Below are 24996 nucleotides of genomic sequence, written 5' to 3' on the forward strand. Positions count from 1 at the left end.
GAGAAATAGAAAAATCCCAGTAACCATCCCAATTAATAATTTCGCAGTCTATTCAGGTAATTATTGGAAATCTCTGATTAAATCAGGACTTTAATTAGATGGTTTACCAGCATGCCGTCGGAAATTTCAATTTCACCTTCCCAGACCTTAAGACAGTTTTAGCAAAAGCTTCTCCTGAAAAATCCGGAGATCAAATGGCTGGTTTGGCTGCAAAAAGCGAGCAGGAACGAATCGCCGCAAAGCTGGTACTAGCAGATTTACCACTTAAGCATTTTTTGGCTGAAGAGATCATCCCATCTGAAGTAGATAATGTTTCCCAACTGATTCAGGATTCCTTTGATGCCAAAGCCTTCGAAGTAATCGGGCATCTCACCGTGGGTAGTTTTAGAGATTGGCTTTTGGATTATAAAACCGATGGAGAAAAAATCAAGCAGATCTCGCCCGGATTAACTCCAGAAATGGTGGCTGCGGTGAGTAAAATCATGGCAAATCAAGACTTGATTCTGGTTGCCTCCAAAATTGAAATTGTCAGCAAATTCCGAAATACCATCGGGCTTAAGGGAAATTTCTCCACCAGACTTCAACCCAACAATGCCACCGATGATCCGAAAGGCATAATGGCAAGTACCATAGACGGATTGATGTATGGAGTTGGAGATGCCGTAATTGGGATTAACCCAGCTTCGGATTCTGCAGATGCAACTTTAAAATTGTTGGAGATGCTGGATAAGCTTCGGCAACAATACGACATCCCAACTCAAACTTGCGTCCTTTCCCACGTCACTACCACACTCGAACTTATCAATAAAAATGCACCTGTGGATCTGGTTTTTCAATCCATTGGTGGCACAGAAAAAACCAATTCCAGCTTCGGCTTTTCCTTGGAAAATCTGAGCGAAGCATACCAAGCGGGGTTGGAAATGAATAGAGGGACGGTTGGAAATAACTTGATGTATTTTGAAACCGGGCAGGGAAGCGCCCATTCTGCCAATGCACATCATGGCATCGACCAGCAAACTTGCGAAGTAAGGGCCTATGCAGTGGCTCGAAAATACAATCCTTTTTTGGTCAATACCGTCGTGGGCTTTATCGGTCCAGAATATTTATATGATGGCAAGCAAGTGATCAGAGCGGGATTGGAGGATCATTTCTGTGGAAAACTGATGGGTTTACCGATGGGATGTGACATTTGCTATACAAATCATATCAGCGCGGATCAAGACGATATGGATAATCTTTTGACGCTGCTGGGAGTGGCTGGTTGCAACTTTATCATGGGAGTTCCCGGCGCAGATGATGTGATGCTGAACTACCAAAGCACTTCTTTCCATGACCAACTTTATATTCGACAAGTGCTGGGCTTGAAAAGAGCGCCAGAGTTTGAGGAATGGCTTTTCAAAATGGGAATGACAGACCAGTCCGGCAAAATCTTAGAAGCAAAAAGCTCACATAAACTTCTAAGTCTATGAGTGATGAAAGCGCTTGGGAAAAACTCAAATCCTACACAGACGCAAGAATTGCTCTTGGAAGATCGGGAGGAAGTTTGCCAACATCTGAATTGCTAAAATTCAGGAAAGACCATGCCTTGGCAAAAGATGCCGTCTGGACAGAACTTGATGTCAAGCTACTGGAGCGGGAAATCGAAGGCTTGCAACTTTCCATCGTGAAATTAAGCAGTCAAGCTGCGGATCGGCTTGCTTACATCAAGCGGCCGGATTTCGGAAGAAAACTTGATCAGGAATCTATAGCTAGAATCGCTTGCTTTCCAAAGACCGAACACGACATTTCCATCATCTTAGCAGATGGCTTATCAGCACAGGCAATTTCACTTCATGCCATTCCTTTTTTGAAGGAGTTTTTACCCACGATATCGGCATATTCTCTTGCTCCGATTTGCTTGGTAAATCAAGGAAGAGTAGCAATCAGCGATGAAATCGGCGAGCTATTTTCCAGTAAAATATCCATTATTCTAATCGGTGAAAGACCCGGACTCAGCTCCCCATACAGCATGGGAATTTATTTGACATACAACCCAAAAGCAGGGAATACAGACGAAAAAAGAAACTGTATTTCCAATATCCGAACCGGCGGATTACCCTATTCCTATGCTGCCGGGAAACTCGCCTTTTTGACCTCTGAGGCACTCAGATTAAAACTTTCCGGTGTCAATCTCAAAGACACTTTTGACAGCCAACTTTTAAAAAATGACAACAGAAAACAGTGAATTAAAACGAACGCTTGGACCTTTTATGCTTTGGGGTTTGGGTGTCGGCTATGTGATTTCGGGGATGTATTTCGGCTGGAACTTGGGACTCGCCGAGGGCGGAACCTTGGGTCTCGCAGTGGCTACCTTCTTTATCATCATCATGTATGTGACTTTCACTTTTAGCTATACCGAGATGGCCTGTGCCATTCCCAAAGCCGGAGGAGCTTTCGATTATGCACGATTGGGACTCGGGAAAAACTGGGGATTCTTGGCTGGAATGGCCCAAAGCATAGAATTTATCTTTGCCCCACCCGCCATTGCAGCAGCGATTGGAGCCTATTTCAATGTCTTTTTCCCTGAAATCGGTGTGACCACCATTGCCATCACAGCCTACCTTATTTTCACGGCGATCAATATCAGCGGAGTGAAATTCGCCGCCTATTTCGAACTCGTCATTACTATTATTGCGGTCATTGAGCTTTTACTTTTCTCAGGAGTCAGCTTCACTGCATTCGAATTTGAAAACCTGACTACCAATGCGCTTCCAAATGGATGGGGCGGAGCTTTTGCAGCGATTCCTTTTGCGATCTGGTTTTTCTTGGCTATCGAAGGTGTGGCCAATGTAGCGGAGGAAGCCAAAAATCCTCAACGGAATATTCTGATCGGATTTGGGTCAGCCATCTTGACCTTGGTGATTTTATGTATTCTGACCTTTACCTCCGCAATCGGAGTGGATGGCTGGGAAACGATCGTTTATCCTCCGGGAAGTACAGAACCCTCTGATTCTCCACTGCCTCTAGCCTTGGCAAAGATTGTAGGCGAAAGCAATATCCTGTACCATCTTTTGATTACGGTAGGACTTTTTGGTTTGGTAGCATCCTTTCATGGCATTATCCTAGCAGCTGGACGATCCACTTTGGAGCTTGGAAGAGAGCGTTATGTCAGTCCATTTGTGGGGAAAGTAAACGCCAAAACGAAAACCCCGATGAATGCCCTGATCGTGAATATGGGTATCGGGATTCTGGCTTTACTGACTGGAAAAACTGGTGAAATCATCACCATCGCCTGCTTTGGAGCACTGACTTTATACATCGTTTCGATGATAGCATTCTTTGCCTTGCGAAAAAATCATGCAGATCTTGAGCGACCTTTTCGCGTTCCACTCTTTCCTTATTTCCCAGCCATCGCTTTGGTCATTGCAGTAATTGCGATGGTTGCGATGAGCATTTACAATGTAGAATTAATGCTGATTTTTTGGGGATTGGTAGCTTTTGGGTATGTGAGTTTTCGGTGGTATCAGAGGGAGGGGTGAGCGAAAAATTCCCAGTACTGGATATTGGAACTCATGTTTTAGTTTTTATTTTAAAAGATTTAAAGAGGCTTAAGAGGAATTATTTTAAAGGTCAAAAATTATTTATTGTCGATAAAATTATTATGTCCACTGATTTTCAGTAGATTATATAAATTAATTCCAACCCTATTTATAATAGACATATACGGAATGTTCATATACATGTGTTAGTGGGCATAAAATGAACTAAATAAAAAAAGAAAGCTAAAAATCGATAACAGTAAGGAACTTAATAAAATAGGAAACCAAAAATGAATGAAACTTTCGCAATAAAGACTAAAAAAATTAAGTTCGATAATTCTGGATATTATGCTCTAGGATTAATAGCTCTTGCAATCTTAGGTTTTTGGCCTACCTACTTTTCAAAATTCTTAGATGGTACAGCGAACTTCAATTTTTATTTTCATTTTCATTTTGCCATGTCAGCACTATGGATTGCGCTATTGATAGTACAACCCATACTTATCAAGAAAAAGAAACTCTCAATTCATAGACAAATTGGTAAATTAAGTTTTGTCATTTTACCCTTGTTCTTAATATCAGTGATCTTACTAAAACATTATATGATTGGTGGTGAAGTTACTGAAGGTTCAGGGGCCAGTATGTGGTTTCTATTTAAAAACTTAATTGTTATTGGTATCATGTATATCATTGCCATGGTTAATAGGCGCAATGTGCAAATTCACGCTCGTGCTATGATTGCAACTGGTATCGTATTTATTGAGCCTACTTTAGGCCGTTTTATCATCATTACCCTATTACCAGAAATCAATTTTATGGTTGGGTTAGGAATTACGTTTCTCATAATGTACGCCCTGATTATTTCGCTCATCATTATTGAAAGAAAACAAACCAGCGGTCGCTGGGTTTTCCCTTTATTTTTAATACTATTAATGGTATTTCACTTCCTCTTTTTCTTTCAAGTAAGCTTTCCATTATTGGATTCAATTGCTAATTGGTTTGTAAGATTACCGATTACATAAGTAAAATTGAAGTTTAATAAAATACGAATTCACAACAATAGTTATTAGTAATTGCTTATTCTCGCCTATTTCTGAATCCCTACTAAGCGTAGTCTGAAACTACGTGTGGGGTATTATCTTTAAAAACAATAACCCGATCCTTAAAAGAAGTTTTTCCAAAGATTCCTTCTCAATCTGGAATCTATTCCCAATTTTAGGTATTCACTTTCTAAAATTCAGAAATAATGCGCCTTTTATTCCGAACACTATTTTTTACGGTTTTCATTCTTGGGTTTAGCCTATCTGGGTTTGCTCAGGATGAGATAAAATCGCTCAAAGTTATGACCTACAATATCTGGAATGGCTTTGACTGGGGAAAGGATACGGCACGAAATGAAAATTTGATCCAATGGGTGAAAGAACAAAATCCTGATGTATTGGCAGTGCAAGAACTCTGTGGATATGATGAAGAAAAGCTACGTAAAGACGCTGCTAAATGGGGACATCCATATGTTCAGATTTTGAAGGAGAAAGACTACCCAACTGCCCTGACGTCCAAAAAACCCATAGAATTGATAGAAAAAAATGTGGATAACTTTTGGCATGGATTGCTCCATGTTAAGACTTTTGGGATCGACTTTTTCGTAGTCCACCTGTCGCCTGCGGATAGTGATACCAGATTGAGAGAAGCCAAACAAATCAAATCCCGAATACAGGAACTGCAAAGTGATTCTTATATCATTCTAGGAGATTTTAACACCCAATCTCCTTTTGATGCCTATTGGCTCGAATCCAAAAAGGAATTGAAAGCAGGTATGCTAGCAAGGCAAAATGAGGAATACAGTAACTTGAGATTAGGGGAGTTTGATTATGCTCCCATGGCAGAATTCTTATCCATCCCCGCCATCGATCTAAGTTTGGGTAAAGCAGATCTGGAAGAAAGCTTTACTTTTCCTACTCCTGCCCTTATTGGCTTATATGATCAAACGCATGAAACTATCCTCCAATCTCGGGTGAGGATAGATTACATTTTGGCTAGCCCAACACTTGCACAGACCTGTTCCTATGTGAAAATTTTCAATCATGGTGCTGCAGAAAAGCTTTCGGATCATTTCCCGGTGATGGCAGAATTTCAGATTGACAAATAGGGATAAAGTTTCCTGCCCAAAAAAAGCCCAAACCTGAATTCTCAAGTTTGGGCTTCTTCGGTCCTCGGTCTTCTGTCTTCCAGCTTTTCAGCTACAAGCAATCTTGCTCACTCGATTCTGGTGTCTTCCACCTTCGAAGTCCGTGGTAAGGAAAGTCTCAGCTAGTTTTTCAGCTACTTCGTAAGAAATAAATCGGGCAGGAAGAGCAATTACGTTGGCATTGTTATGCTGACGGGAAAGAGCAGCAAGCTCTTCGTTCCAGCAAAGTGCAGCTCGGATACCTTGGTGTTTGTTAGCAGTGATGGCAACGCCATTTCCAGATCCACAAATCACAATTCCCAACTCAAACTCTCCAGCTTCAATAGCTGAACTCAAAGGGTGCACATAATCTGGGTAATCTACAGAAGCATCTGAGAAAGGACCAAAATCCTTTACTTCATAGCCCAAAGATTCAAGTTTAGCTATCATTTTAGCTTTGTACTCAACCCCTGCATGATCTCCTCCTATTGCTATTTTCTTTGCCATAACTAGTTAATTTATAAAGGCTTCGACTTCGCTCAGCCTGACATTATTGTCATCCTGAGCGTCCCGTATAGTTATCGGGATCGAAGGATATCTTGATTCTAGGTTCTTAATTCTTGAGTCTAGCTACTTGCTACTTAAATCTCGCGTCTCGATTAAAGCGCGTCATCTATCTCTTCCTGAGCTTTTTTCTTAGCTCTTTTCCTTTCCAGTCTTTTTGCGATCTGGATTCCAGCTTCATAGAGTACCAAAATCGGCATAGCAATCAGAATCTGGCTAATGACATCCGGCGGCGTAATAATCGCTGACAGTACAAGGATAACCACTATCGCATGCCTTCTGTAAGATCTTAGCATCCCTGAAGTCACCAAACCTGACATTGCCAAGAAATAAACTACTACCGGAAGCTGGAACATGATGGCTGAAGCCAGCACCAACATCGTCAAAGTGGAGATGTAGGAAGTAATATCAAATTCATTCAGAATGGAAGGATCCAGCTGATAGTTTGATAGGAAATTGATGGAAAGTGGAGAAAGGATAAAATATCCGAATCCAGCTCCTAGGAAGAACAACATACTCACAAAGAAAACCGCTCCTCGCGCAGCATTTTTCTCCTGATCGTATAATCCCGGACTGATAAATCTCCACACTTCCCAGAATACAAACGGGAATGAAGCAATGAATCCCACCACAAAACTGGAAGTCATGTGCATGGTAAACTGCCCTGTCATCTGTCTACTTTGGATAGTAAACGGCAATTCGTCAATACAAAGCGCAGGCAAACCTACGTAATCACTGAGTTGACAAAGCCATCTATAGGTGACAAAGTCAACCTTGGAAGGTCCAAGTATTACTATTCCGAAAACAAAGCTTTTGGCCAAAAAGGCCGCAACAGATAAAATCAGAATAGCAGCCACAGAACGAAGCAAATGCCAGCGTAAAGACTCTAAATGGTCCAGAAAGGACATTCCTCCTTCTTCTTCCTCTTCTTCTTGGTATTGATCTAATGCCACGGGTAGTATCTATAGTCTAGTATAATGGAAACTCATTCATCCAAGCATTTACTTCGCTACGGATGCTCGCCAATTCGGCCTCATTCTCATAGTTAGTCAAGGCTCTGTCAATCAAGTTGACGATTTTCACCATGTCATCTTCTTTCAATCCTCTCGTAGTGACAGCTGCTGTTCCTACTCTCATTCCTGAGGTAACAAACGGAGATTTGGTATCAAATGGAACCATGTTTTTATTGATGGTGATATCCACTTTGCCAAGTGTTCCTTCTGCTATTTTACCGGTAAGGTCTTTATTTCTAAGATCGATAAGCATCATGTGATTGTCCGTTCCTCCGGAGATGATTTGATATCCGAGACTTACGAACTGATCCGCCATTACGGATGCATTCTTTTTCACCTGAAGTACATAATGCATGTATTCGTCAGAAAGACATTCTTGGAAAGCAACAGCTTTAGCAGCTATAATATGCTCCAATGGTCCTCCTTGAGTGCCTGGGAATACGCCCATGTCAAGCAACGAAGACATTTTTTTGACTTCTCCTTTTGGAGTAGTTACTCCCCAAGGATTATCAAAATCTTCTCTCATCATAATCAAACCACCTCTTGGACCTCTAAGCGTCTTATGGGTAGTAGTAGTCACAATATGACAATGATCCAGTGGATCATTTAAAAGTCCTTTTGCGATCAAGCCAGATGGGTGAGAAATATCAGCCAAAAGAATAGCTCCAACTTCGTCAGCGATTTCTCTCAATCTCGCATAATCCCAATCTCTAGAGTAAGCAGAAGCACCACAAATGATCATTTTAGGAGAAACCTCCAATGCTTTTTCTTCTAACTTATCGTAGTCGATTCTTCCAGTCGATTCTTCTACTCCGTAAAAATGCGGGTCGTACAATTTACCTGAGAAATTCACAGGGGAACCATGGGTCAAGTGACCGCCGTGAGAAAGGTCAAAACCTAGAATGGAATCACCGGCATTGAGACATGCCAACATCACTGCTGCATTTGCCTGCGCACCGGAGTGAGGCTGCACATTGGCCCAGGTAGCTCCAAAAAGCTCTTTTGCTCGGTCGATTGCTAACTGCTCGATCTTATCCACCACTTCGCAACCGCCATAGTAGCGCTTGCCTGGAAGACCTTCTGCGTATTTGTTTGTCAGCACGCTTCCTGCGGCTTCCATTACTTGCTTACTGGTGAAGTTTTCGGAAGCAATCAGTTCGATGCCTCTCTTTTGTCTGTCCTCTTCTTCGTTGATAAGGTCGAAAACAAGCGAGTCTCTTTTCATAATCAGGGGTTTGAAAGCCAATTTTTATGGAATGGTAGCCAGAAGGGTACCTTCAAATGTGCCCAAAAATAGCCCGAAAGTCCCGATTATCCAATCCAAAAAAAGGATTGGGATTTTCTATTCTTAGGAATTGCTATTTTTGACTGATGATTGATTTCAAATTCCGCCCTGAAAGCTATTTTACCCAAGAAACTACTTCTGTTTTATTGGTGAAAATGAATTACCCCGAGAGTCAATGGGGAGAGCAAATTAGTATCTATGCACACTGGCTAGAAGGAAAGGTTCAGTTTGAGGCAGTAGATTTCTATGGAAATGACTACATGCTCTATCCTTCGTCTAGCTATGAGGCATTGACAATGGAGGATATGGTCTATTTACTGGAAGGGATGCAGGTGAATACTGATGGGATGGAAGGGAATATGGAATTAATCTTGGACGGATTTCCAGAAGTCGAAAGTGACTTCTATCCTGAGTTGGAAAAGTATTTTGAGGAAAAAAGAAAAAATGTAGGTTTGGATTAGAAATCCAACATCGCATGCTTTTGCTCAGAAACTTGGTGGGTTAGAAACCAATACTCGTACGTTTCAAAATCTAAACAATCAGAAAATTCCATTCCTTGAAATATGATTTTCTTCAAACAGCTTACAGGTAGCCAGGATTTCAGTTTTAAGGATTGTTCTTTTGAAAGCTGCGAAAGCTGAATCCATTTTCCTCCGTTGATAAAAATTGGTATAAGTTTGGTCATGTACTTCCAGTTATTTGGGTCAAAAGTATACTGATAATCAGCAAGGTACAATTATACAAAATTATTTTTATGTTAATTAAAATTACATATTATAAAATACAGGCATGACAGGAGCTTTCATTGCATTTTTATGTCTTTTATTGGGACTTTTTCTACAGAAACAATCTAATCTCCCACTTGAGAAAATTACCAAATGGGTCAATGCTTATTTGCTAAATATTGTCCTTCCAGCTCTGGCCCTTCTTTACATTCCCCAAATAGAGCCTAGTTGGGGTTTGCTTCTACCCATTTCCTCGGCTTGGTTTACTTTCCTTCTTTCCTGGTTGATTTTTGGTGTGCTGGGCAAGCTATTGAAATGGGATAATCAGACCACTGGCTGCTTAGTGATCGTAGCTGGATTGGCAAATACTTCTTTCATGGGATTTCCGGTGATAGAAGGACTTTACGGAAAAGAGGGTTTACCCATAGCGCTTTTGATTGACCAAGGCGGATCCTTTCTACTAGTTTCTTCCCTTGCAATACTGGTGGGTTCTATTTACTCTCATCAGGAGGGTAATCTGAGCGAGATTCCGCTAAAAATTCTTCGTTTTCCTCCTTTCGGATTTTTACTAGTCACTATCGCCATGAGTATTTTGGGATGGAAAACACCAGAATTTCTGATCCCTCTAGTTTCATTATTAGGCAAAACGATGGCTCCTGTTGCCATCTTCGCCATAGGTCTTAAATTTTCATTAGACTTTGACTCACTCAGTTCCAAGTTTTATTGGTTTGGAATGGGCTATAGGCTCTTACTTGCCCCCTTGATGGTTTGGTTGATCTATAGAAATTTCCTACCACAAAACAGCCTGGAATTAAAAGTCAGCGTGCTGGAAAGCGGCATGGCTCCCATGATCACTGGTTCTATCGTAGCCATACAATATGATCTAAAGCCAAAGCTTGCGACGCTTCTAGCCGGATTGGGCATCCCGATATCTATCGTGACAATTATGATATGGTATTATTTCCTGAGCTAATTAAGCCCAAGCCTTTTTCAGGTCAGTCAGGATTTCCACATGAATTTTCTCATTGGTCGCCAAAATCTGTCGTCCAAATATAAAATCTCTTCCTCCTGAGAAATCAGTCACTTTTCCACCAGCTTCTTCTACGATCAATGTACCAGCGGCCACATCGTAGGAATTCAGATTGTATTCAAAAAACCCTTCTACACGCCCAGAAGCAACATAGCAAAGATCAACAGCAGCACTACCAAATCTACGTGCTCCATGCGAAGACTTCATCAGCGATTTCAAAGCAACTAAATATTTGTCTATCAGATCAAAATTATTGTAAGGAAAACCGGTAGCTATCAGAGATGCAGAAAGTGTCTTAGCTGCGCTAACTCTGATACGCGTGTCATTACAAAATGCTCCGCCACCTTTCATCGCGTAAAAGCACTCATGAAGGTTCACTTCATACACCACTCCTAAAACAACCTCTTCCCGCTCCATCAAGGCTATGCTCACACAAAAAATCGGTACACCGTGCACGAAATTGGTCGTGCCGTCCAATGGGTCTATCACCCAGTTGAATTCTTCGGCTTTGGTAGTATTTGTGCCTTCTTCGGTGATAAAACCTGCTTCAGGAAGGATCTTAGATAATCTGTCCACAATAATCTTCTCCGCTTCCTTATCCACATAAGAAACCAGGTCATTAAAGCCTTTGTGCTCCACGTTATCCATGTTGAAATGCTGTCTTTCCTTGCGGATAAAAGCACCAGCTTCCTTGGCTATTTCTTGCGTCTTCTCGAGAAGAACTTTGAGTCTTTCAGTTGATATCATAAAAATTGGTAGTTAAATCAGGCTTTTGGATTCTTACCAGCCACCGTGAGGACAATTTCTCCTTTGAGGGTATTTGTCTCATAATATTCTATTAGCTCGGCTAGCGTGCCTCTAACGTTCTCCTCGTGGAGCTTAGTGATCTCGCGGGAGACGCAAGCTTGCCTGTCGGTACCGAAAGCTTCTGAGAGCTGCGCGAGTGTTTTCAAAAGACGATGTGGAGACTCATAAAAAATGATAGTCCTCACTTCTTCCACCAAGCCATCTATTCTTGTCTTTCTTCCTTTTTTGTGAGGCAAAAAGCCTTCAAACACAAATCGGTCATTTGGCAGTCCACTATTTACCAAAGCCGGAACAAAGGCAGTGGCTCCAGGAAGACATTGTACATCCAGTCCAGCTGCAAGTACTTCTCTCACCAAAAGGAACCCAGGATCTGAAATAGCAGGTGTACCAGCATCAGAAATCAAGGCAAACACCTCTCCTCGGTTCATTCGCTCTACTAATTTTTCCACGGTCTTATGCTCGTTGAAAATATGGTAGCTCTGAAGTGGTCGGGAGATTTCCAGATGTTTCAATAATTGCCCACTGGTGCGTGTATCCTCCGCGAGGATTACATCAGCACTTTTCAAGATCTCAATAGCCCGAAGCGTGATATCCTTCAAGTTACCGATAGGCGTAGGTACTAGATATAAGTTTACTGAATTTTCACTCATGCAGACAGTTCATCAATGGCTTTAGCCAATGCATGATCCTTCTTGGTCACCTTGTTCCCAGAATCATGCGTAGTCAATTCAATTTCTACTGTGTTATATACATTACTCCAATTGGGGTGATGATTGTGTGCCTCAGCCAAAAATGCCACTCGGGTCATAAAAGCAAAAGCTTCCTGAAAATCCTTGAATTTGAAGCTTTTCTTAAGTTTGTTATCTTCTTCGATCCACATAAGTCAAGTTAGTTAAAGTGATATTAATCCTTCTATTTCGGCAGCTTGCTCATAGAGAGCAATAATCTGATCCGCATTTTTCATCATAGCCTGAATAGTCGTACTCACGTATTTCCCTCCAGAACTCGCTTTGGTAGTAATTTCATGCGTTGGAAATAGCGCAGCAATCTGATTTTCCTTTCCACTAGGAACTATAAACTTAAACATATAAAGCTGAGGAAACTCACCACTTGCTTCTAATTTTTCTTTGAAGTTCTCTTTATCGAATTTCTTTTTGTCCATAGCTGGATGGGATTAGCAATTTACATTTCGAATATAAACAAAGAACCCATGCTGTTAGGCATGGGTTCCGAATCTAAAGCTAGATTCTATTAAAAGAATTTATATCTATAATCCTTGACGCCCGCCAAATCCTGCAGAGCCATCATAACTGAATACGTTGTTCTCTGAGAAGCATTTTGAGTCAATTGACCTTGATATGCAGAATAGTCACCTATCTCAGCTGCTGGAGTCAAAGAGTTCAATTTAGCTACGATCACACCTACGTCTTCACGAATAGGCTGAGTAAGCTCACCTTGCTTCACTCCGAAGATAGCTCCGATCGCTCGTGGAGCGAAACCAACACCTGGAATTACATTAGCGCTAAGCTTCAAATCAGGAATTTCGTTAAGAGAAGCTTCATTTGGATAGACAGCTTTCATATCTTCTAAAGTAGCCTTGCCAGCCAATTTAGACTTGATCACTTCAGCTTTTTTCTCATTTCTAACCTGAGCTTCTATTTGCTCTTTTACATCTGCCAATTTCACATCGCCTTCGTCTCTCTTGCTGACTAGGGTAGCTACTACATAAGCATTGTCTAATTCATAAACAGTAGAAACCTCGCCAGTAGAAGTATCATCTGCAAATGCCCAGCGAATAACTTCTCTAGCGTTTTGAAGGTTGTTGATATTTCTAGCATTGGCATCTACATTGACCGCTGGTAGAATTCTATAATTCTCAGTGGTTGCGTTTTCGGTGAACTCATTCCTGTTTCCTGCATTTGCAGCAAATGAATCAGCTTTTCTGAAAGCCTCATTTCTAGTAGCATCACTAGCAACCAATTCCAATTCTAAAGTAGCCACTTTAGTGTAAGTGGTTTTAGGCATTTCAGTCACTTTAATGATATGATAGCCATATTCAGTTTCTACTACATTCGGAAGAACTCCAGTTGATTTTGCAGCATAGGCAGCCGTAGCAAATTCAGCTACGAAGTCTTCTTTTGCAAACCAACCTAAATCTCCGCCTGTTTGAGCAGTTCCATCTTGGCCATATTGTCTAGCTGCGATTTCAAAGTTTCCGTCAGCTTGTACTTCGTCAAGAACAGTTTCAGCTTGAGCCTTTACCACTGCTTTGGAAGCATCATCCATTCCTTCAGTGCTGAAAAGAATATGTGAAGCTCTCAATCTTGGCGTTCCTTCGTATTGATCAGAGATCTTATAGGATACGTAAGTGGAGTTAGCTGTAATGAAAGGTCCATAAGTTTGGCCTGCCTGTATGTCTGATACATTATTGATCAAATTAGCAGGAAGTTCATCACCTGCTCTGATCGTCATAAAAGGAGCTTGTCCTTCAGAATTTCTCAATACAAAAAGTGAATCATTCTCTGCAGCTCTAAGCTCGTTGGTCAATTCATTGATATGAGAAATAACCTCAGCTGAATCTATTCCACTTGGCTGAATGCTAAAGCTTACATATTCAAGGCTAGCGGCATTTCCAGATTTGAATTTGCTTTTATTCTTAGTCAAATATGCTTGCATTTCGCTTTCTGAAACAGTTACATCTGCGTCAGCTACTGCATAGAATGGCACAAATAGGATAGAAGCATCCGCGATAGTATTCGCTGCTTTGTATTCCTCCTTAGCTTCAGCCTGTGTAGCAAACTCAGAAGTCGCTAGCATGTTGTCATATTTGATTCTCAGTCTAGAGTCGGCAAAAAGGCGCTCCTGCTGATTCCAATATGCCTGCTGAGCTGGATCTGCAGTCTCGAGAGACTGTAAGAAAGATACCAACTGACTTTTGTCAAACTCACCAGTCTGAGGGTTCACCAATTGCTGACGTAATTCTGGAACGATGTTTTTGCCCTGAACCATATCAACTAATTCCGCATCGGAAATCGTCAAACCTAATTTCTCATATTCTTCTTTGAACACACGCTCCACAATCATTGACTGCCAAGCCTGCTCTCTGATAGAATACATTTCTACTTCGGAAGGAACTCTACCCGTTCTCTGCTGATTCGCTACTTTGAATTCTTCAACACGGGCGATGTATTCCTCGTAGGTGATATCTTCACCTGCGATCTCGCCTACGATATTTTGACTGGAACTGAGTAAGGTCGAATTTGGACTTAATAAATCTCCTCCTAGGAGGAATAAAATTAATCCGCCGGCAATTACGCCGATCAATAGACCTGTCCTTTGTCTAATTTGTTTAATTAACGCCATTATTGTACTACGCTTTTTTAGAGTGTCGCAAAATAATAGCATTACTAACGAAATTCAAAATATATTCTGAATCAAACGCTTAACTAGAAAATTCCGGAGGTGTTGATTTTCACGCGAACAGTCTCAATTCTATGCTCTTGCTTGGTCACTACTGTAAAAGTATAGGACTCAAAAGTAATCGATTCTCCTTTCTTTGGAAGATTCTCTGTAAGCGAAAGAATCAGCCCAGATAGGGTCTCAAAGTCTCCAATGGGCAATTCCCAGTCATATTTATCATTGAGGTAATCGATTTCGTGACGCGCACTGAGCAAATATTCCTGTTCAGAAATTTTCTGTTCGATCAAATCATCGCTGTCGTATTCGTCCTCGATTTCTCCAAAAATCTCTTCAATAATATCTTCCATGGAAACTATGCCTGAGGTGCCTCCAAACTCATCTACTACCAAAGCGAGACTTTTTCGCTCCTGAATAAATTGAATCAACAACTCATTAGCCAAGGCAGATTCTGGCGCAATAATGATCGGAGTAAGGATTTCTTCGATGGTTTTGGGCTTCTTAAATAGCTCCAATTGATGGCAATAACCGATGACATCGTCAATGGATTCCCGATAAACAATCACCTTGGAATGTCCACTTTCTTCGAATACTTTTTTTAGCTCCTCCATTTCATCATCTACTTCTACACAGACGATGTCTGTCCTCGGCACCATGCATTCGCGCACTCGAACAGTTTTAAATTCTACCGCATTGTCAAAAATCTTGGTATCAATCTCCACATGTCCATCCTCTTTCCCTTTGTGAATGTGATTTTGAACAAAGCTGTTCAAGTCAGTCACCGTGAAGACTGGCTTGTCCTCACTATATTCTAAACGGAGTATTTTAGTGATGAAAAATCTCGACAGTCCTACTATAGCCCAAACCACTGGGTAAAAGAACAAATATATGATCCAGAAAGGCAGTGCGAAGAAATTCAACATGCTGTTTGGGTTCAGCATAAATAGGCTTTTTGGCAGAAATTCAGCGGTGACCAAAACCACAATAGTGGAAATCAAAGTCTGTAACACCAGGACAATCGCATCATTATTGAAGCCAAATGAGTCTTGTAGAAACATCTTCAACGGGTCTTCCATGAGGAATGCCATGAATATACCGTAGAGCACCAGAGAAATGGTATTTCCCAAAAGTGTGGTGCCGATAAATTGACCTGGGCGCTTTACAAAGACGCTAAGTACTCTTCCAGTCAGATCTCCCTGCTTATTTTGAAGCTCGATCTGTAGCTTATTAGCAGAAATAAATGCAATCTCCATCCCTGAAAAAAAGGCTGAAAACACAAGCGTGATGATCACATAAATCAACTCATAACTTATTTCCATGCTTAACGTTTTTTGCCAGATTTGGCCTTTTTCTTAGGTGTGGGTGGTTCTTCGGGTTTTTGCATTTTGCGATACTGGAACCAAAATAACAAGGCTACAGCAAACATAAAAATTGCATAGGAAGCTTCCACTCCCTGAGTGACCGTCTGGTGAATCCCTACGATCATCAATGCAAGTGAAAGGGATAATAATAATGCGTCAACTAATTTCATTCTGATTTTTTATAAAGCAGAGAAGTAATAAAATCAAATATTGTTTTAACAGGGAATTCCGTAGCCATTTTTTTATAATCCGTCTCCAGGTAATTCAACCTGACCATCTCGGGGATTTTTTAAGGAATAATTAGTAAAAGTCTCATCGGCTTCCAATCCAGATCCATAGAAAAATGTACCACCGTCCTGTACCCTTACAAACTTTTCAGTGTATATTCTCTTTCTTGGCTCCCAAAAAAGTTCTTCTGATTGGAGGTGTTGATCTTTGATCAGATTATGAACCTGTACATCTCCTTCTCCTCTCCAGACATTCTCCTGCTTTAAAAAATAACCCCGATCTGCTCTCAGCGTGGTGGTCAATTGCCCATCTGTCTCAAAAATCTGAATTTCGATCCCATCAGGAAATTCTAGGTTGCCATTGGCAAATTCAAGTTGCTTAGGCGCCTCAAGCTCAAAACGCACTATAGCCGAGTCACTTCGGATCAAATGCACATTGAGAGCCAGATTCATAGGCCCATCATACACCTCCATAACTGATGCGTCTACATCTTCCCTGCAGGAACTAGTCAATGTGATGACACTAAGTAGTACGAATGAAAGTAAACTATTCTTCACAGCTCAAAGATACTTGAAAATTGTTTCATGGCTACAAACGAAAAAAGGCAGCCCGAAGACTGCCTTTTAAATCAGTAATTTGATTAATCTCTTGTCGCCAAAGTTACAGTCTCACCAATCCAACATCCAGTGCTGAGGCTTTGACCCACTTGCATTCCTTCAGCAAACACTTCCTCTTTTGAAGGAAACTGAGCTCTTGCTTGAGCCATTCCACTAGAATTACCAGCTCTCTGATAAGCATTATAGGCAGCTAAGAATATCGCTCTATCCTTGATCACACTTACTCCTGCTCTACACTCATTGTAGGCATTCATGTACATACCCGCAATCATATTGTATACATCAGAAGTAATAGATGAATCTAGATTTGCAGCCTCTTTAGCAGCAGCTCTCGCAGCTGATTTCTTTCCTTGCTTCGCGTAAATTTTAGAAAGCTCCATCTGAGATTCTGCTTTCTGAGAAGTATTCTCCGCAAGACTCAATGCTTGAGTCCACATTTCTTCAGCCTTGGCAGTATTGTCCTCCTGCATATATCTCATGGCAATTACCTGAGAAGTAGAGAAAGATGGTTCCTTCGCATGCTTCATTTCCAATGCCTGCAAGAATGCATTAGAAGAGAAACACTTGTATTGTACAGAGTACTTGAAGATTTGATCTGCTAGTGCCTCGTTAGTAGGATCAGCAGTCAATTTTGGTCCCATTGTATTTTCAATGAAATCACAATCGATCAGTTCCATAGCAATTAATAATTGCTCAAGATTACTTTTTGGGCTAGATACATCGTCCCCTTCAGCTGCCGCTTTATCAAGAATAGCTTGAAGTTTATCATGAATTGAAAGAATCTCTTCGCCTGTATAGGCTTCATGATAGGCATAATTTCTGTAAACTAAATTAAAATATGCAGCTATTAGGTTAGGACTAAGTGTACCATTTAGTTCCATTGCTTTTTCGAAATCAGCAATTGGATCTTTCAACTTATCTTGATCATCCTTATAGTAGGTATACCCGTAATAAGCTTTATTTTCTATCCAATTTTTCTCATTGTTATATAATACACCTCGCTTTTCATACAAAATGATTACGGAATCCTGATAAACTCTCTTTTGAACCTCATCTGTCGTGGCTTTTGAAGCCTCATCATAGATCTTTGTTCCATTGATATATAGAGACTCATTCAGCTCAGGCACATTTACAAGCAGCCAATGAAGAGGTTTGGTAGCCTCCACGTATTGTTCAGATTGCATATAGTCAGTGTAAGCAGCATTTAGCTCTCTGGCTTTAGCTTCTTGAACTGGATCGGATGGAAAATTGAATACTTGAGCTTGGACCATCCCAGCAAGAAGCAGGGCACTTAGCCCTAGGACTGTAGATTTAATGTTCATTTTCATAATGGTTTAATTCGGCACAATTTAATCTTCATGTCTAAATTCAAGTTTTCAAACTCGCATTTAACCATTTTGATCGTATGGTTTGGTTAATTTTTTTATTCAAATACTCGTTTGTAGAACCAACTATTATCATTCAGTGACAAGCCAAAGGTGAAGTTTACATAACTTTCTCGGATGAGGCCATTGTTGGTGGTTCCTCGTTGTCCGACTTTCACTGCGAAGTTCACTAATGAAAGTTGATTTACAGGAAGTGAAGCTCCAAAGTTAATGCCAAGGTCATTTATATTTGTCTCGTTCAGGTAGTATGGCGTCTGCTGATACTCCAAACCGACGCGATAAGTACCTCTCTTCAGGCCGTTGTCAACAGATAGAAAATCAGGTATAATCTGGAATCCCAAACCAATCTTGATCGCTTCCTTCAATTGCAAGGGATCATCTAAGAGAGATCTGTAATTTTTGAAGTCTTGATATTGACCTTCCAAACCGATCACAAATTTGTTGTTTTTTTCATAAGAAACGCCGAATCCATAGCGATTAGGGATATAAATGCTCCCTGGTTCGTCATTCGCAATCAGGTCACCATCTGAATCCGGATCGCTAGCTTGGCCATATGATGCGAGTTTGGCAAAAGCTTTTCCATTAACGTCTCCTAAACGCTGATAAATGGCACCCAAATGTAGCTTACTCTTATCGTTCAATGGGAGGAAGTAATATGCACCTGCTTTGATGCCCACATCACTAACTGTTAATCTTTCATAATATTCTGTGGTGATACCAACTTGGCTTCCCTCATTATCAAAAAGTGCCAGTTGGTCCGTTCGGATCGTGGACCCAAAGATGTAAGAACCCTGAATACCTAGGCTCAGATTTTTAGCTACAATCATCCCATAACTCAAATAAGCTTCAGAGATACCGCCGTCACCTTGGATAGAATTTAAAGCATTTATATCTGTATTGCTTACTGGACTTTCTATAAACAAGCGATAATTCACACTGGTAATTTGATTCAATCCTAAGCCGAATGTCGCTTTATTTACTTTCACAGGAAGAGAGATTGCGATATAGGATAATCCACCACCATCAACATTTGACTTCTCAGTTCCGTTGTCAGCAGCGATTTTCTTATAATTCAGCGCAGCTTCAAAATTAAAAATCGTGTTCTTAGTAGTAAGTGCAGGATTGACCACATTAGGGTTCCATGCTGAACCGAAACTGATGCCAAGTCCCCCCATGGCTTGATTATTAGTTAGACCGGAATAATTAAATTCTCCGATACCAAGAGCACTATAGGTAGAAGCACTCGACTGAGCCTGAGCTTCTGTAAATAAGAAAAGGGTGCATAGTACACCCAGCAATTGCAATTTGATATTACTCAACATTGTGGTTTAGAATAGAATTCAATCCGTAAAGGACCAAATTTGGGACTACAAATATGAGGTCTTTTGCCAATGAATCAAAAGATTGGGCATCTCCACCACAAACAAAGACCTCGATTTCTGGAAATTTTTTGGTGTAGGCTTCGATTTGCCCACGCAACTCGAGCTCAATTCCATACCAAACACCGATCTGCATACACATGATCGTATTGTTGCCAATCAGTTCAGTAGGTTTTACTTTTAAATCTACTAGAGGCAATCTTGCCGTTTGTTCATGCATCGCCTTAGCTCGCATCCCAAATCCAGGACTAATTGCCCCTCCTAGATATGAATTACTTCCATCGATTAAATCAAAAGTAATACAAGTTCCCAAGTCTATTGCGAGAACCGGACCTTTTCCACGAACAGCCCAAGCTCCGATCGCTCCGGCAATACGATCCAAACCCAAACTGGCCGGTGTTCCGTACCCATTATAGATAGGTAACTTCGTCTCTGGACTGAGATAGGTAAATTGGAAAGGTAAAATATCCAGTAATTCTGGCTGACTCCATTTCACGGAACTCACCAAACAATGGTCAAAAGACGCTGAATTCCAGGAAGGTAAAGCTCTTTCAAGCCCCTCAAATACTTCTTCCACAAGCAGCTTATCTCCTTCAAAAAGAGCAGACTTGATTCGAGTATTCCCAATATCTATGATCAGATTTGTCATCCAGTTTAATTAATCTTTCGCAAAATAGTCATTCATAAAAACGAGGTAGTTCTATCCTTGTTAAATTATCTTTGTCTTAGTCTTCACTTAACATACTTTAACCCATGAGCCCTACAAACTACACCATGATCGGATTGATGTCCGGTACCTCAGGAGACGGGTTAGATATCGCGTATTGCAGCTATGAGCGTCAAAAACAATGGTCTTACGAGATTTTGGATGCAATCACGTTCCCATTTCCAAAGGAGCTGGGACAAAAGCTGCTGAACAGTCATAGTCTTTCCGCGCTGGAATTGGCGCTGCTAGACGTGGATTTTGGCAAGTGGATGGGTGAAAAAGTCAAAGAATACTGCAGCGAAAAGCAAATCAAACCGATGGCTATATGCTCACATGGCCACACCGTTTTTCATCAACCAGCCAAAGGTCTTAGCCTTCAGATAGGAAATGGCTGGGCATTGCATCAGGCTTCAGGAGAAAAGGTAATCAACGATTTCCGTATGCAGGATGTGCAGCTCGGCGGCCAAGGAGCTCCTTTGGTGCCGATTGGTGATCAATTACTTTTTCCTTCGATCGATTTTTGCATCAATCTAGGTGGGATTGCAAATATCAGTATGGAAGTAGCAGGACAGCGTATTGCTTTTGACACCTGCCCTTTTAACCTACTTCTGAATTCTCAGGCAAATATGCTCGGTGCTGAATACGATAAAAATGGAGCCTGGGCTAAAGAAGGAGATTTCAATCAAAATTTATTTGAAGCTTTAAATACCCTGCCTTATTACTCTAAATCGGAAGCTAAATCATTAGGTCGGGAGGATTTAGAAAATGATTTCATGCCATTGTTAATTTCTAGTGGTCTTTCTGAAAAAGACATTTTACGAACTCTTGTGGAGCATTATGCTTTTCAAATCGCCAAAGTGATTAAGCAATACCAAGACAATGACACACCTTCTGTGCTGATCACCGGCGGGGGCGCATACAATGCTTTTTTTATTAAGTGCCTTGATAACCAACTATATTCAAAATGGAATCATATAGCAGCTTCCTCCGAATTGATTGAATTTAAAGAGGCGCTGGTTTTTGGCTTTTTGGGCGTGTTGCGTATACGAAATGAAAACAATTGCCTGGCATCCGTAACAGGGGCAAGATCTGATTCATCTGGCGGATTAATTTTTGGCTAACTGCCCGTCAGACTTCATGCAACTAGAGAGGTTTATTTTCCTATTTTTGCCCAGCTATAAACCCAAATTACATGCAAGAATTACTTAAAAAGTTTGAAAACAAGAAACCGGAAATTACTTTTGAATGGAGTGACAGCGAAACAGAAGCCGAAGGCTGGGTAGTGATAAATTCCCTCAGAGGTGGAGCCGCTGGGGGTGGCACCCGCATGAGAAAGGGTCTAGATAAGCGGGAAGTAGAATCCCTAGCCAAAACCATGGAGGTAAAGTTTACCGTCTCAGGTCCTGCCATTGGTGGAGCAAAATCAGGAATCAACTTCGATCCAAACGATCCCCGTAAAGATGAAGTGCTACGGCGTTGGTACAAAGCGGTAATGCCTTTATTAAAAAGTTATTATGGAACAGGTGGAGATCTTAATGTCGACGAAATCCATGAAGTAATTCCTATCACAGAATCCTATGGTCTTTGGCACCCGCAAGAGGGCGTGGTAAATGGACATTTCCATGCTACAGAACCTGAAAAAATCAGAAAAATAGGCCAATTAAGACAAGGAGTATCCAAAGTACTTGAAGATCCGCATTTCACTCCAAATGGTCCTAAAAAATATACTGTAGCAGATATGATTACAGGATTTGGGGTAGCGGAAGCGGTGAGGCAATATTATAAAATCTGGGGCGGCGATATCAAAGGAAAGCGTGCTATTATTCAAGGATGGGGAAATGTAGGTGCTGCAGCAGCATGCTTCCTTGCCGTGGAAGGCGTAAAAATAGTGGGCATTATCGACCGAGATGGAGGAGTGATTAATGAGGAAGGTTATTCTATTGATGAGGTGCGTGAGCTTTTCTTAAATAGAAATGGAAACAAACTAGTTGCAGAAAATCAACTCCCATTTGAAGAAATAAATCAGAAAATATGGGATCTAACAAGTGAAATTTTCATCCCAGCTGCCTCTTCGAGACTAATCGCCCAAGATCAAGCAGAGAAAATGGTCAATGCTGGACTGGAAGTAATTTCTTGTGGAGCCAATGTGCCGTTTGCAGATCCTGAGATTTTCTTTGGCCCAACAGGTGTTTGGACTGATCAGCGCGTTTCTGTCATTCCTGATTTCATCGCAAATTGCGGTATGGCTCGTGTATTTGCTTACTTGATGAGCGATAACGCGGAAGTCACCGATATGGCAATATTCACAGATGTCAGTGAGACTATTGAGAAAGCTCTGAAAAATGTCCATTCCAAGAATCCACAAAAAATTAAACTGGCCGAAACATCCTTTAATATAGCCCTAGCACAACTCGTGTAAAACTATTCTTTGCCAATGAACTGTTGGAGTTAATTTTTGATTAATTCCAACAGGATGGCAAGTTTCGATTGTGCTGTATCAGGCAAAAGCTGTAGTTTAGCAGATGCCATTATTGAATAGCAGCAATTAAATATTTGCTTAAATTAACCGAAAAGAACACCCAGCATACCCTATCAACCTAATGAAGAATTTTATATTAAGTTTCTCCATACTTTTCGGAATATTATTTTTTGGCGCCTTAGAAACTCAATCTGCCTATGCCGAAAATACTGACACAGAGCAAGTCTACCTAGCTCAGGCAGATCATGGGGATACTGACCAAACCGTATCTCATGGAGAATCCATTGGTGAAGCAGCAGAAGAAGACCACCATACAGCACCTATTTGGCTGGTTATTCCATTTGTAGCATTGCTACTTATGATTGCCACAGGACCTTTATTTTATGAGCATTTTTGGCACAAAAACTACCCAAAAATCGCTATTGGATTCGCTTTGATGGTCGTTTTCTATTATTTATTTGTTTTAGGAAATGTGCATGCGCCCGTGCATGCTATGGCAGAATACATTCAGTTCATAGCATTACTGGCATCGCTGTATATTGCTTCAGGTGGAATCCTGATTGAGATAGACAAAAAAGCTACACCCTTTGCAAACGTATCCTTATTGATCATTGGTGCATTGATCTCCAATCTGATCGGAACCACTGGAGCTTCTATGCTGCTGATCCGCCCATTTATACGGTTGAATAAAGGAAATATTCAAGCCTACCATATCATATTCTTCATCTTCATGGTGAGTAATATTGGTGGCTCTTTAACTCCGATAGGTGATCCTCCTTTATTTCTAGGTTTCTTGAAAGGCATTCCATTCTTCTGGACGCTAGAGCATAACTGGCCAGCATGGATATTTGCTCTAATTGCGCTAGCTGTTGCCTTCTACTTTATTGACAAAAAATTTGGCAGGGCAAATGGTAACTCTGAATTAGAAGAGACTACTTATACCAACAAACTTTCCTTAATAGGAATGAAGAACTTTGGTTGGTTATTTATTATTATTTGCTCGGTGTTCCTAGATCCAAATGTGATAGAGGGTGTGCCGGCCATTGTGTATGAAGGCCAAAAATTCTCCTATATCCGAGAAATCATCATGCTGTCTGTCGCCTTTCTGTCTTACCGGTTTGCTGACCAGCGAGCCATCAAAGGGAATGAATTCAACTTCGAACCAATACGCGAAGTAGCATTTATCTTCGTAGGAATATTTGGTACTATGATGCCGGCCTTAGAGCTAGTAGGCGCCTTCGCAAAATCACCTGATGGCGCCGCAATGATCACTCACAACACGCTTTATTGGGGCACCGGACTTCTTTCAGGATTCTTAGATAATGCACCTACCTACCTAAACTTCCTTGCCGCAGCTATGGCATCCAAAGGTGCTTCTATTGGTAACATCGAAGAGGTTCGTCAGTTTGCTGCCGATGGGTATCATGACTCTGCATTTGAATTGATGGCCATCGCCATCGCCTCAGTATTCTTCGGAGCGATGACTTACATAGGAAATGGACCGAACTTCATGGTGAAGTCAATAGCTGAGCAAAATGGCATCAAAATGCCTTCTTTCTTTGGCTACATCATCCGATTCTCATTGCCGATCCTATTACCAATATTAATCCTAGTATGGCTGGTTTTCTTTGCTTTCGTAGAGGTCTAAACCTCAGCAAATCGGAAACAAGATTCCAAATGGTCATTGTATAATCCTGTAGCCTGCATGTGTGCATACACGGTGGTACTCCCTAGAAATTTGAATCCACGCTTCTTCAGGTCTTTTGCAAGTAAATCAGATTCTTTGGTGGTGGCTTGAGCCTCGCTCATGGATGATAGGCGATTTTGAATTGGCTTTCCTCCAACAAATCCCCAGATGTAGTTAGAAAAAGAGCCAAACTCCTGCTGTACTTCCATAAAGCATTTAGCATTATTGATCGCAGCACGAATTTTAAGCACATTTCTAATTATACTCGGATCTTGGAGTAACTCCTGCACATAGCTTTCTGGAAATTCAGCCACAACTTTATAATCAAAGTCCGCAAAAGCTTTGCGATAGCCTTCTCTTTTCTTCAAAATCGTAGCCCAACTCAGGCCAGCCTGAGCTGATTCCAGAATCAAAAATTCGAAGTGAACACGATCATCCCAAACCGGCACTCCCCATTCAGTATCGTGGTAAGTGACATAATCTTCGAAACCTAGACACCATGGACAGCGTGGCTTTTGATCAGAAACGAGAAAGGTGTTTTTCATAAAAATAGAATTAAAGAATAAAATTAATCAAGAATTGGGATAAGGAGGCAGAGAGCATTACTTTCTCGACTCAATTAGAATTC

At 41.0% G+C, this 24996-nt stretch carries 26 protein-coding genes; 10 read left to right on the forward strand and 16 right to left on the reverse strand.

Going from position 1 to position 24996, the window contains the following annotated elements:
* The first annotated feature begins 98 nt into the window (after positions 1 to 98).
* The 5 genes from ESV85_RS02630 to ESV85_RS02650 all read left to right on the forward strand — a co-directional run bounded on the left by ESV85_RS02630 (position 99) and on the right by ESV85_RS02650 (position 5667).
* Entirely contained in the window at positions 99 to 1469 is a 1371-nt protein-coding gene (locus ESV85_RS02630; protein WP_146914681.1) for an ethanolamine ammonia-lyase subunit EutB, read from the forward strand.
* Positions 1466 to 2224: an ethanolamine ammonia-lyase subunit EutC gene (gene eutC / locus ESV85_RS02635; protein ID WP_146914682.1), complete on the forward strand. Its 759-nt coding sequence runs from the start codon at positions 1466 to 1468 to the stop codon at positions 2222 to 2224. Before ESV85_RS02630 ends, eutC begins: the two co-directional genes overlap by 4 nt.
* A complete protein-coding gene (gene eat / locus ESV85_RS02640; protein ID WP_146914683.1) occupies positions 2205 to 3518 on the forward strand; it encodes an ethanolamine permease in 1314 nt (437 codons plus the stop codon). The genes eutC and eat overlap by 20 nt, the downstream gene beginning before the upstream one ends.
* A gap of 290 nt (positions 3519 to 3808) precedes the next feature.
* A complete protein-coding gene (locus ESV85_RS02645) occupies positions 3809 to 4540 on the forward strand; it encodes a hypothetical protein (RefSeq protein WP_146914684.1) in 732 nt (243 codons plus the stop codon).
* A 224-nt stretch (positions 4541 to 4764) separates the two neighbouring features.
* Complete coding sequence (locus tag ESV85_RS02650) at positions 4765 to 5667, forward strand: endonuclease/exonuclease/phosphatase family protein (protein WP_146914685.1); 903 nt, start codon at positions 4765 to 4767, stop codon at positions 5665 to 5667.
* 87 nt (positions 5668 to 5754) lie between these two features.
* On the opposite strand, the gene rpiB is transcribed toward ESV85_RS02650, so the two are convergent.
* From rpiB to glyA, 3 genes are all read right to left on the reverse strand, one after another.
* Complete coding sequence (rpiB, locus tag ESV85_RS02655; protein ID WP_146914686.1) at positions 5755 to 6192, reverse strand: ribose 5-phosphate isomerase B; 438 nt, start codon at positions 6190 to 6192, stop codon at positions 5755 to 5757.
* Positions 6193 to 6344: 152 nt separating this feature from the next.
* Complete coding sequence (gene tatC / locus ESV85_RS02660) at positions 6345 to 7202, reverse strand: twin-arginine translocase subunit TatC (protein ID WP_146914687.1); 858 nt, start codon at positions 7200 to 7202, stop codon at positions 6345 to 6347.
* 16 nt (positions 7203 to 7218) lie between these two features.
* Positions 7219 to 8487: a serine hydroxymethyltransferase gene (gene glyA / locus ESV85_RS02665; RefSeq protein WP_146914688.1), complete on the reverse strand. Its 1269-nt coding sequence runs from the start codon at positions 8485 to 8487 to the stop codon at positions 7219 to 7221.
* Between the two features lie 146 nt (positions 8488 to 8633).
* Between glyA and ESV85_RS02670 the strand changes: the two genes are divergently transcribed.
* Positions 8634 to 9008, forward strand: coding sequence for a UDP-glucuronosyltransferase (locus ESV85_RS02670; protein ID WP_146914689.1), 375 nt, complete (start codon positions 8634 to 8636; stop codon positions 9006 to 9008).
* Here the strand turns inward: ESV85_RS02670 and ESV85_RS02675 are convergent.
* Positions 9005 to 9232, reverse strand: coding sequence for a hypothetical protein (locus ESV85_RS02675; RefSeq protein WP_146914690.1), 228 nt, complete (start codon positions 9230 to 9232; stop codon positions 9005 to 9007). The two genes, ESV85_RS02670 and ESV85_RS02675, sit on opposite strands and share 4 nt — an antisense overlap.
* Before the next feature lie 104 nt (positions 9233 to 9336).
* On the opposite strand from ESV85_RS02675, the gene ESV85_RS02680 reads away from it, so the two are divergent.
* Complete coding sequence (locus ESV85_RS02680) at positions 9337 to 10245, forward strand: AEC family transporter (protein ID WP_146914691.1); 909 nt, start codon at positions 9337 to 9339, stop codon at positions 10243 to 10245.
* Here the strand turns inward: ESV85_RS02680 and ESV85_RS02685 are convergent, their stop codons facing one another.
* The 11 genes from ESV85_RS02685 to ESV85_RS02735 all read right to left on the reverse strand — a co-directional run bounded on the left by ESV85_RS02685 (position 10246) and on the right by ESV85_RS02735 (position 20145).
* Positions 10246 to 11049 carry an inositol monophosphatase family protein gene (locus tag ESV85_RS02685; RefSeq protein ID WP_146914692.1) on the reverse strand — a complete coding sequence of 268 codons (804 nt, stop codon included), beginning with the start codon at positions 11047 to 11049 and terminating at the stop codon, positions 10246 to 10248.
* A gap of 17 nt (positions 11050 to 11066) precedes the next feature.
* On the reverse strand, positions 11067 to 11759 hold the full coding sequence (gene rsmI, locus ESV85_RS02690; protein ID WP_146914693.1) for a 16S rRNA (cytidine(1402)-2'-O)-methyltransferase: 693 nt from the start codon (positions 11757 to 11759) through the stop codon (positions 11067 to 11069).
* Positions 11756 to 11989: a 4a-hydroxytetrahydrobiopterin dehydratase gene (locus ESV85_RS02695; protein WP_146914694.1), complete on the reverse strand. Its 234-nt coding sequence runs from the start codon at positions 11987 to 11989 to the stop codon at positions 11756 to 11758. The genes rsmI and ESV85_RS02695 overlap by 4 nt, the downstream gene beginning before the upstream one ends.
* A 12-nt stretch (positions 11990 to 12001) precedes the next feature.
* Positions 12002 to 12271 (reverse strand): DUF493 family protein, encoded by a 270-nt coding sequence (locus tag ESV85_RS02700; RefSeq protein ID WP_146914695.1) that lies wholly within the window; start codon positions 12269 to 12271, stop codon positions 12002 to 12004.
* Positions 12272 to 12360: 89 nt separating this feature from the next.
* Positions 12361 to 14472, reverse strand: a complete 2112-nt coding sequence (locus ESV85_RS02705; protein WP_146914696.1) for a SurA N-terminal domain-containing protein — start codon at positions 14470 to 14472, stop codon at positions 12361 to 12363.
* Positions 14473 to 14555: 83 nt separating this feature from the next.
* Entirely contained in the window at positions 14556 to 15845 is a 1290-nt protein-coding gene (locus ESV85_RS02710; RefSeq protein WP_146914697.1) for a hemolysin family protein, read from the reverse strand.
* 2 nt (positions 15846 to 15847) lie between these two features.
* Complete coding sequence (locus ESV85_RS02715) at positions 15848 to 16057, reverse strand: hypothetical protein (RefSeq protein ID WP_092894301.1); 210 nt, start codon at positions 16055 to 16057, stop codon at positions 15848 to 15850.
* Between the two features lie 72 nt (positions 16058 to 16129).
* Positions 16130 to 16672: an LPS export ABC transporter periplasmic protein LptC gene (gene lptC, locus ESV85_RS02720; protein WP_146914698.1), complete on the reverse strand. Its 543-nt coding sequence runs from the start codon at positions 16670 to 16672 to the stop codon at positions 16130 to 16132.
* Between the two features lie 83 nt (positions 16673 to 16755).
* Positions 16756 to 18054, reverse strand: a complete 1299-nt coding sequence (locus ESV85_RS02725) for a hypothetical protein (RefSeq protein WP_146914699.1) — start codon at positions 18052 to 18054, stop codon at positions 16756 to 16758.
* A 101-nt stretch (positions 18055 to 18155) separates the two neighbouring features.
* Positions 18156 to 19439, reverse strand: coding sequence for a hypothetical protein (locus ESV85_RS02730; protein WP_146914700.1), 1284 nt, complete (start codon positions 19437 to 19439; stop codon positions 18156 to 18158).
* Positions 19429 to 20145, reverse strand: a complete 717-nt coding sequence (locus ESV85_RS02735; RefSeq protein ID WP_191321886.1) for a type III pantothenate kinase — start codon at positions 20143 to 20145, stop codon at positions 19429 to 19431. The genes ESV85_RS02730 and ESV85_RS02735 overlap by 11 nt, the downstream gene beginning before the upstream one ends.
* A gap of 104 nt (positions 20146 to 20249) precedes the next feature.
* On the opposite strand from ESV85_RS02735, the gene ESV85_RS02740 reads away from it, so the two are divergent.
* The 3 genes from ESV85_RS02740 to ESV85_RS02750 all read left to right on the forward strand — a co-directional run bounded on the left by ESV85_RS02740 (position 20250) and on the right by ESV85_RS02750 (position 24329).
* The gene (locus ESV85_RS02740) at positions 20250 to 21323 is read left to right on the forward strand and encodes an anhydro-N-acetylmuramic acid kinase (protein WP_146914701.1); all 1074 of its coding nucleotides are present in this window, start codon (positions 20250 to 20252) and stop codon (positions 21321 to 21323) included.
* A gap of 71 nt (positions 21324 to 21394) precedes the next feature.
* Positions 21395 to 22621, forward strand: a complete 1227-nt coding sequence (locus ESV85_RS02745; protein ID WP_146914702.1) for a Glu/Leu/Phe/Val dehydrogenase dimerization domain-containing protein — start codon at positions 21395 to 21397, stop codon at positions 22619 to 22621.
* Between the two features lie 181 nt (positions 22622 to 22802).
* Positions 22803 to 24329 (forward strand): sodium:proton antiporter, encoded by a 1527-nt coding sequence (locus tag ESV85_RS02750; RefSeq protein WP_146914703.1) that lies wholly within the window; start codon positions 22803 to 22805, stop codon positions 24327 to 24329.
* Here the strand turns inward: ESV85_RS02750 and ESV85_RS02755 are convergent.
* Complete coding sequence (locus ESV85_RS02755) at positions 24326 to 24913, reverse strand: DNA-3-methyladenine glycosylase I (RefSeq protein ID WP_146914704.1); 588 nt, start codon at positions 24911 to 24913, stop codon at positions 24326 to 24328. The two genes, ESV85_RS02750 and ESV85_RS02755, sit on opposite strands and share 4 nt — an antisense overlap.
* Positions 24914 to 24996 lie beyond the last annotated feature (83 nt).

Source organism: Algoriphagus aquimarinus, from assembly GCF_007997215.1.
GTDB lineage: Bacteria > Bacteroidota > Bacteroidia > Cytophagales > Cyclobacteriaceae > Algoriphagus > Algoriphagus aquimarinus_A.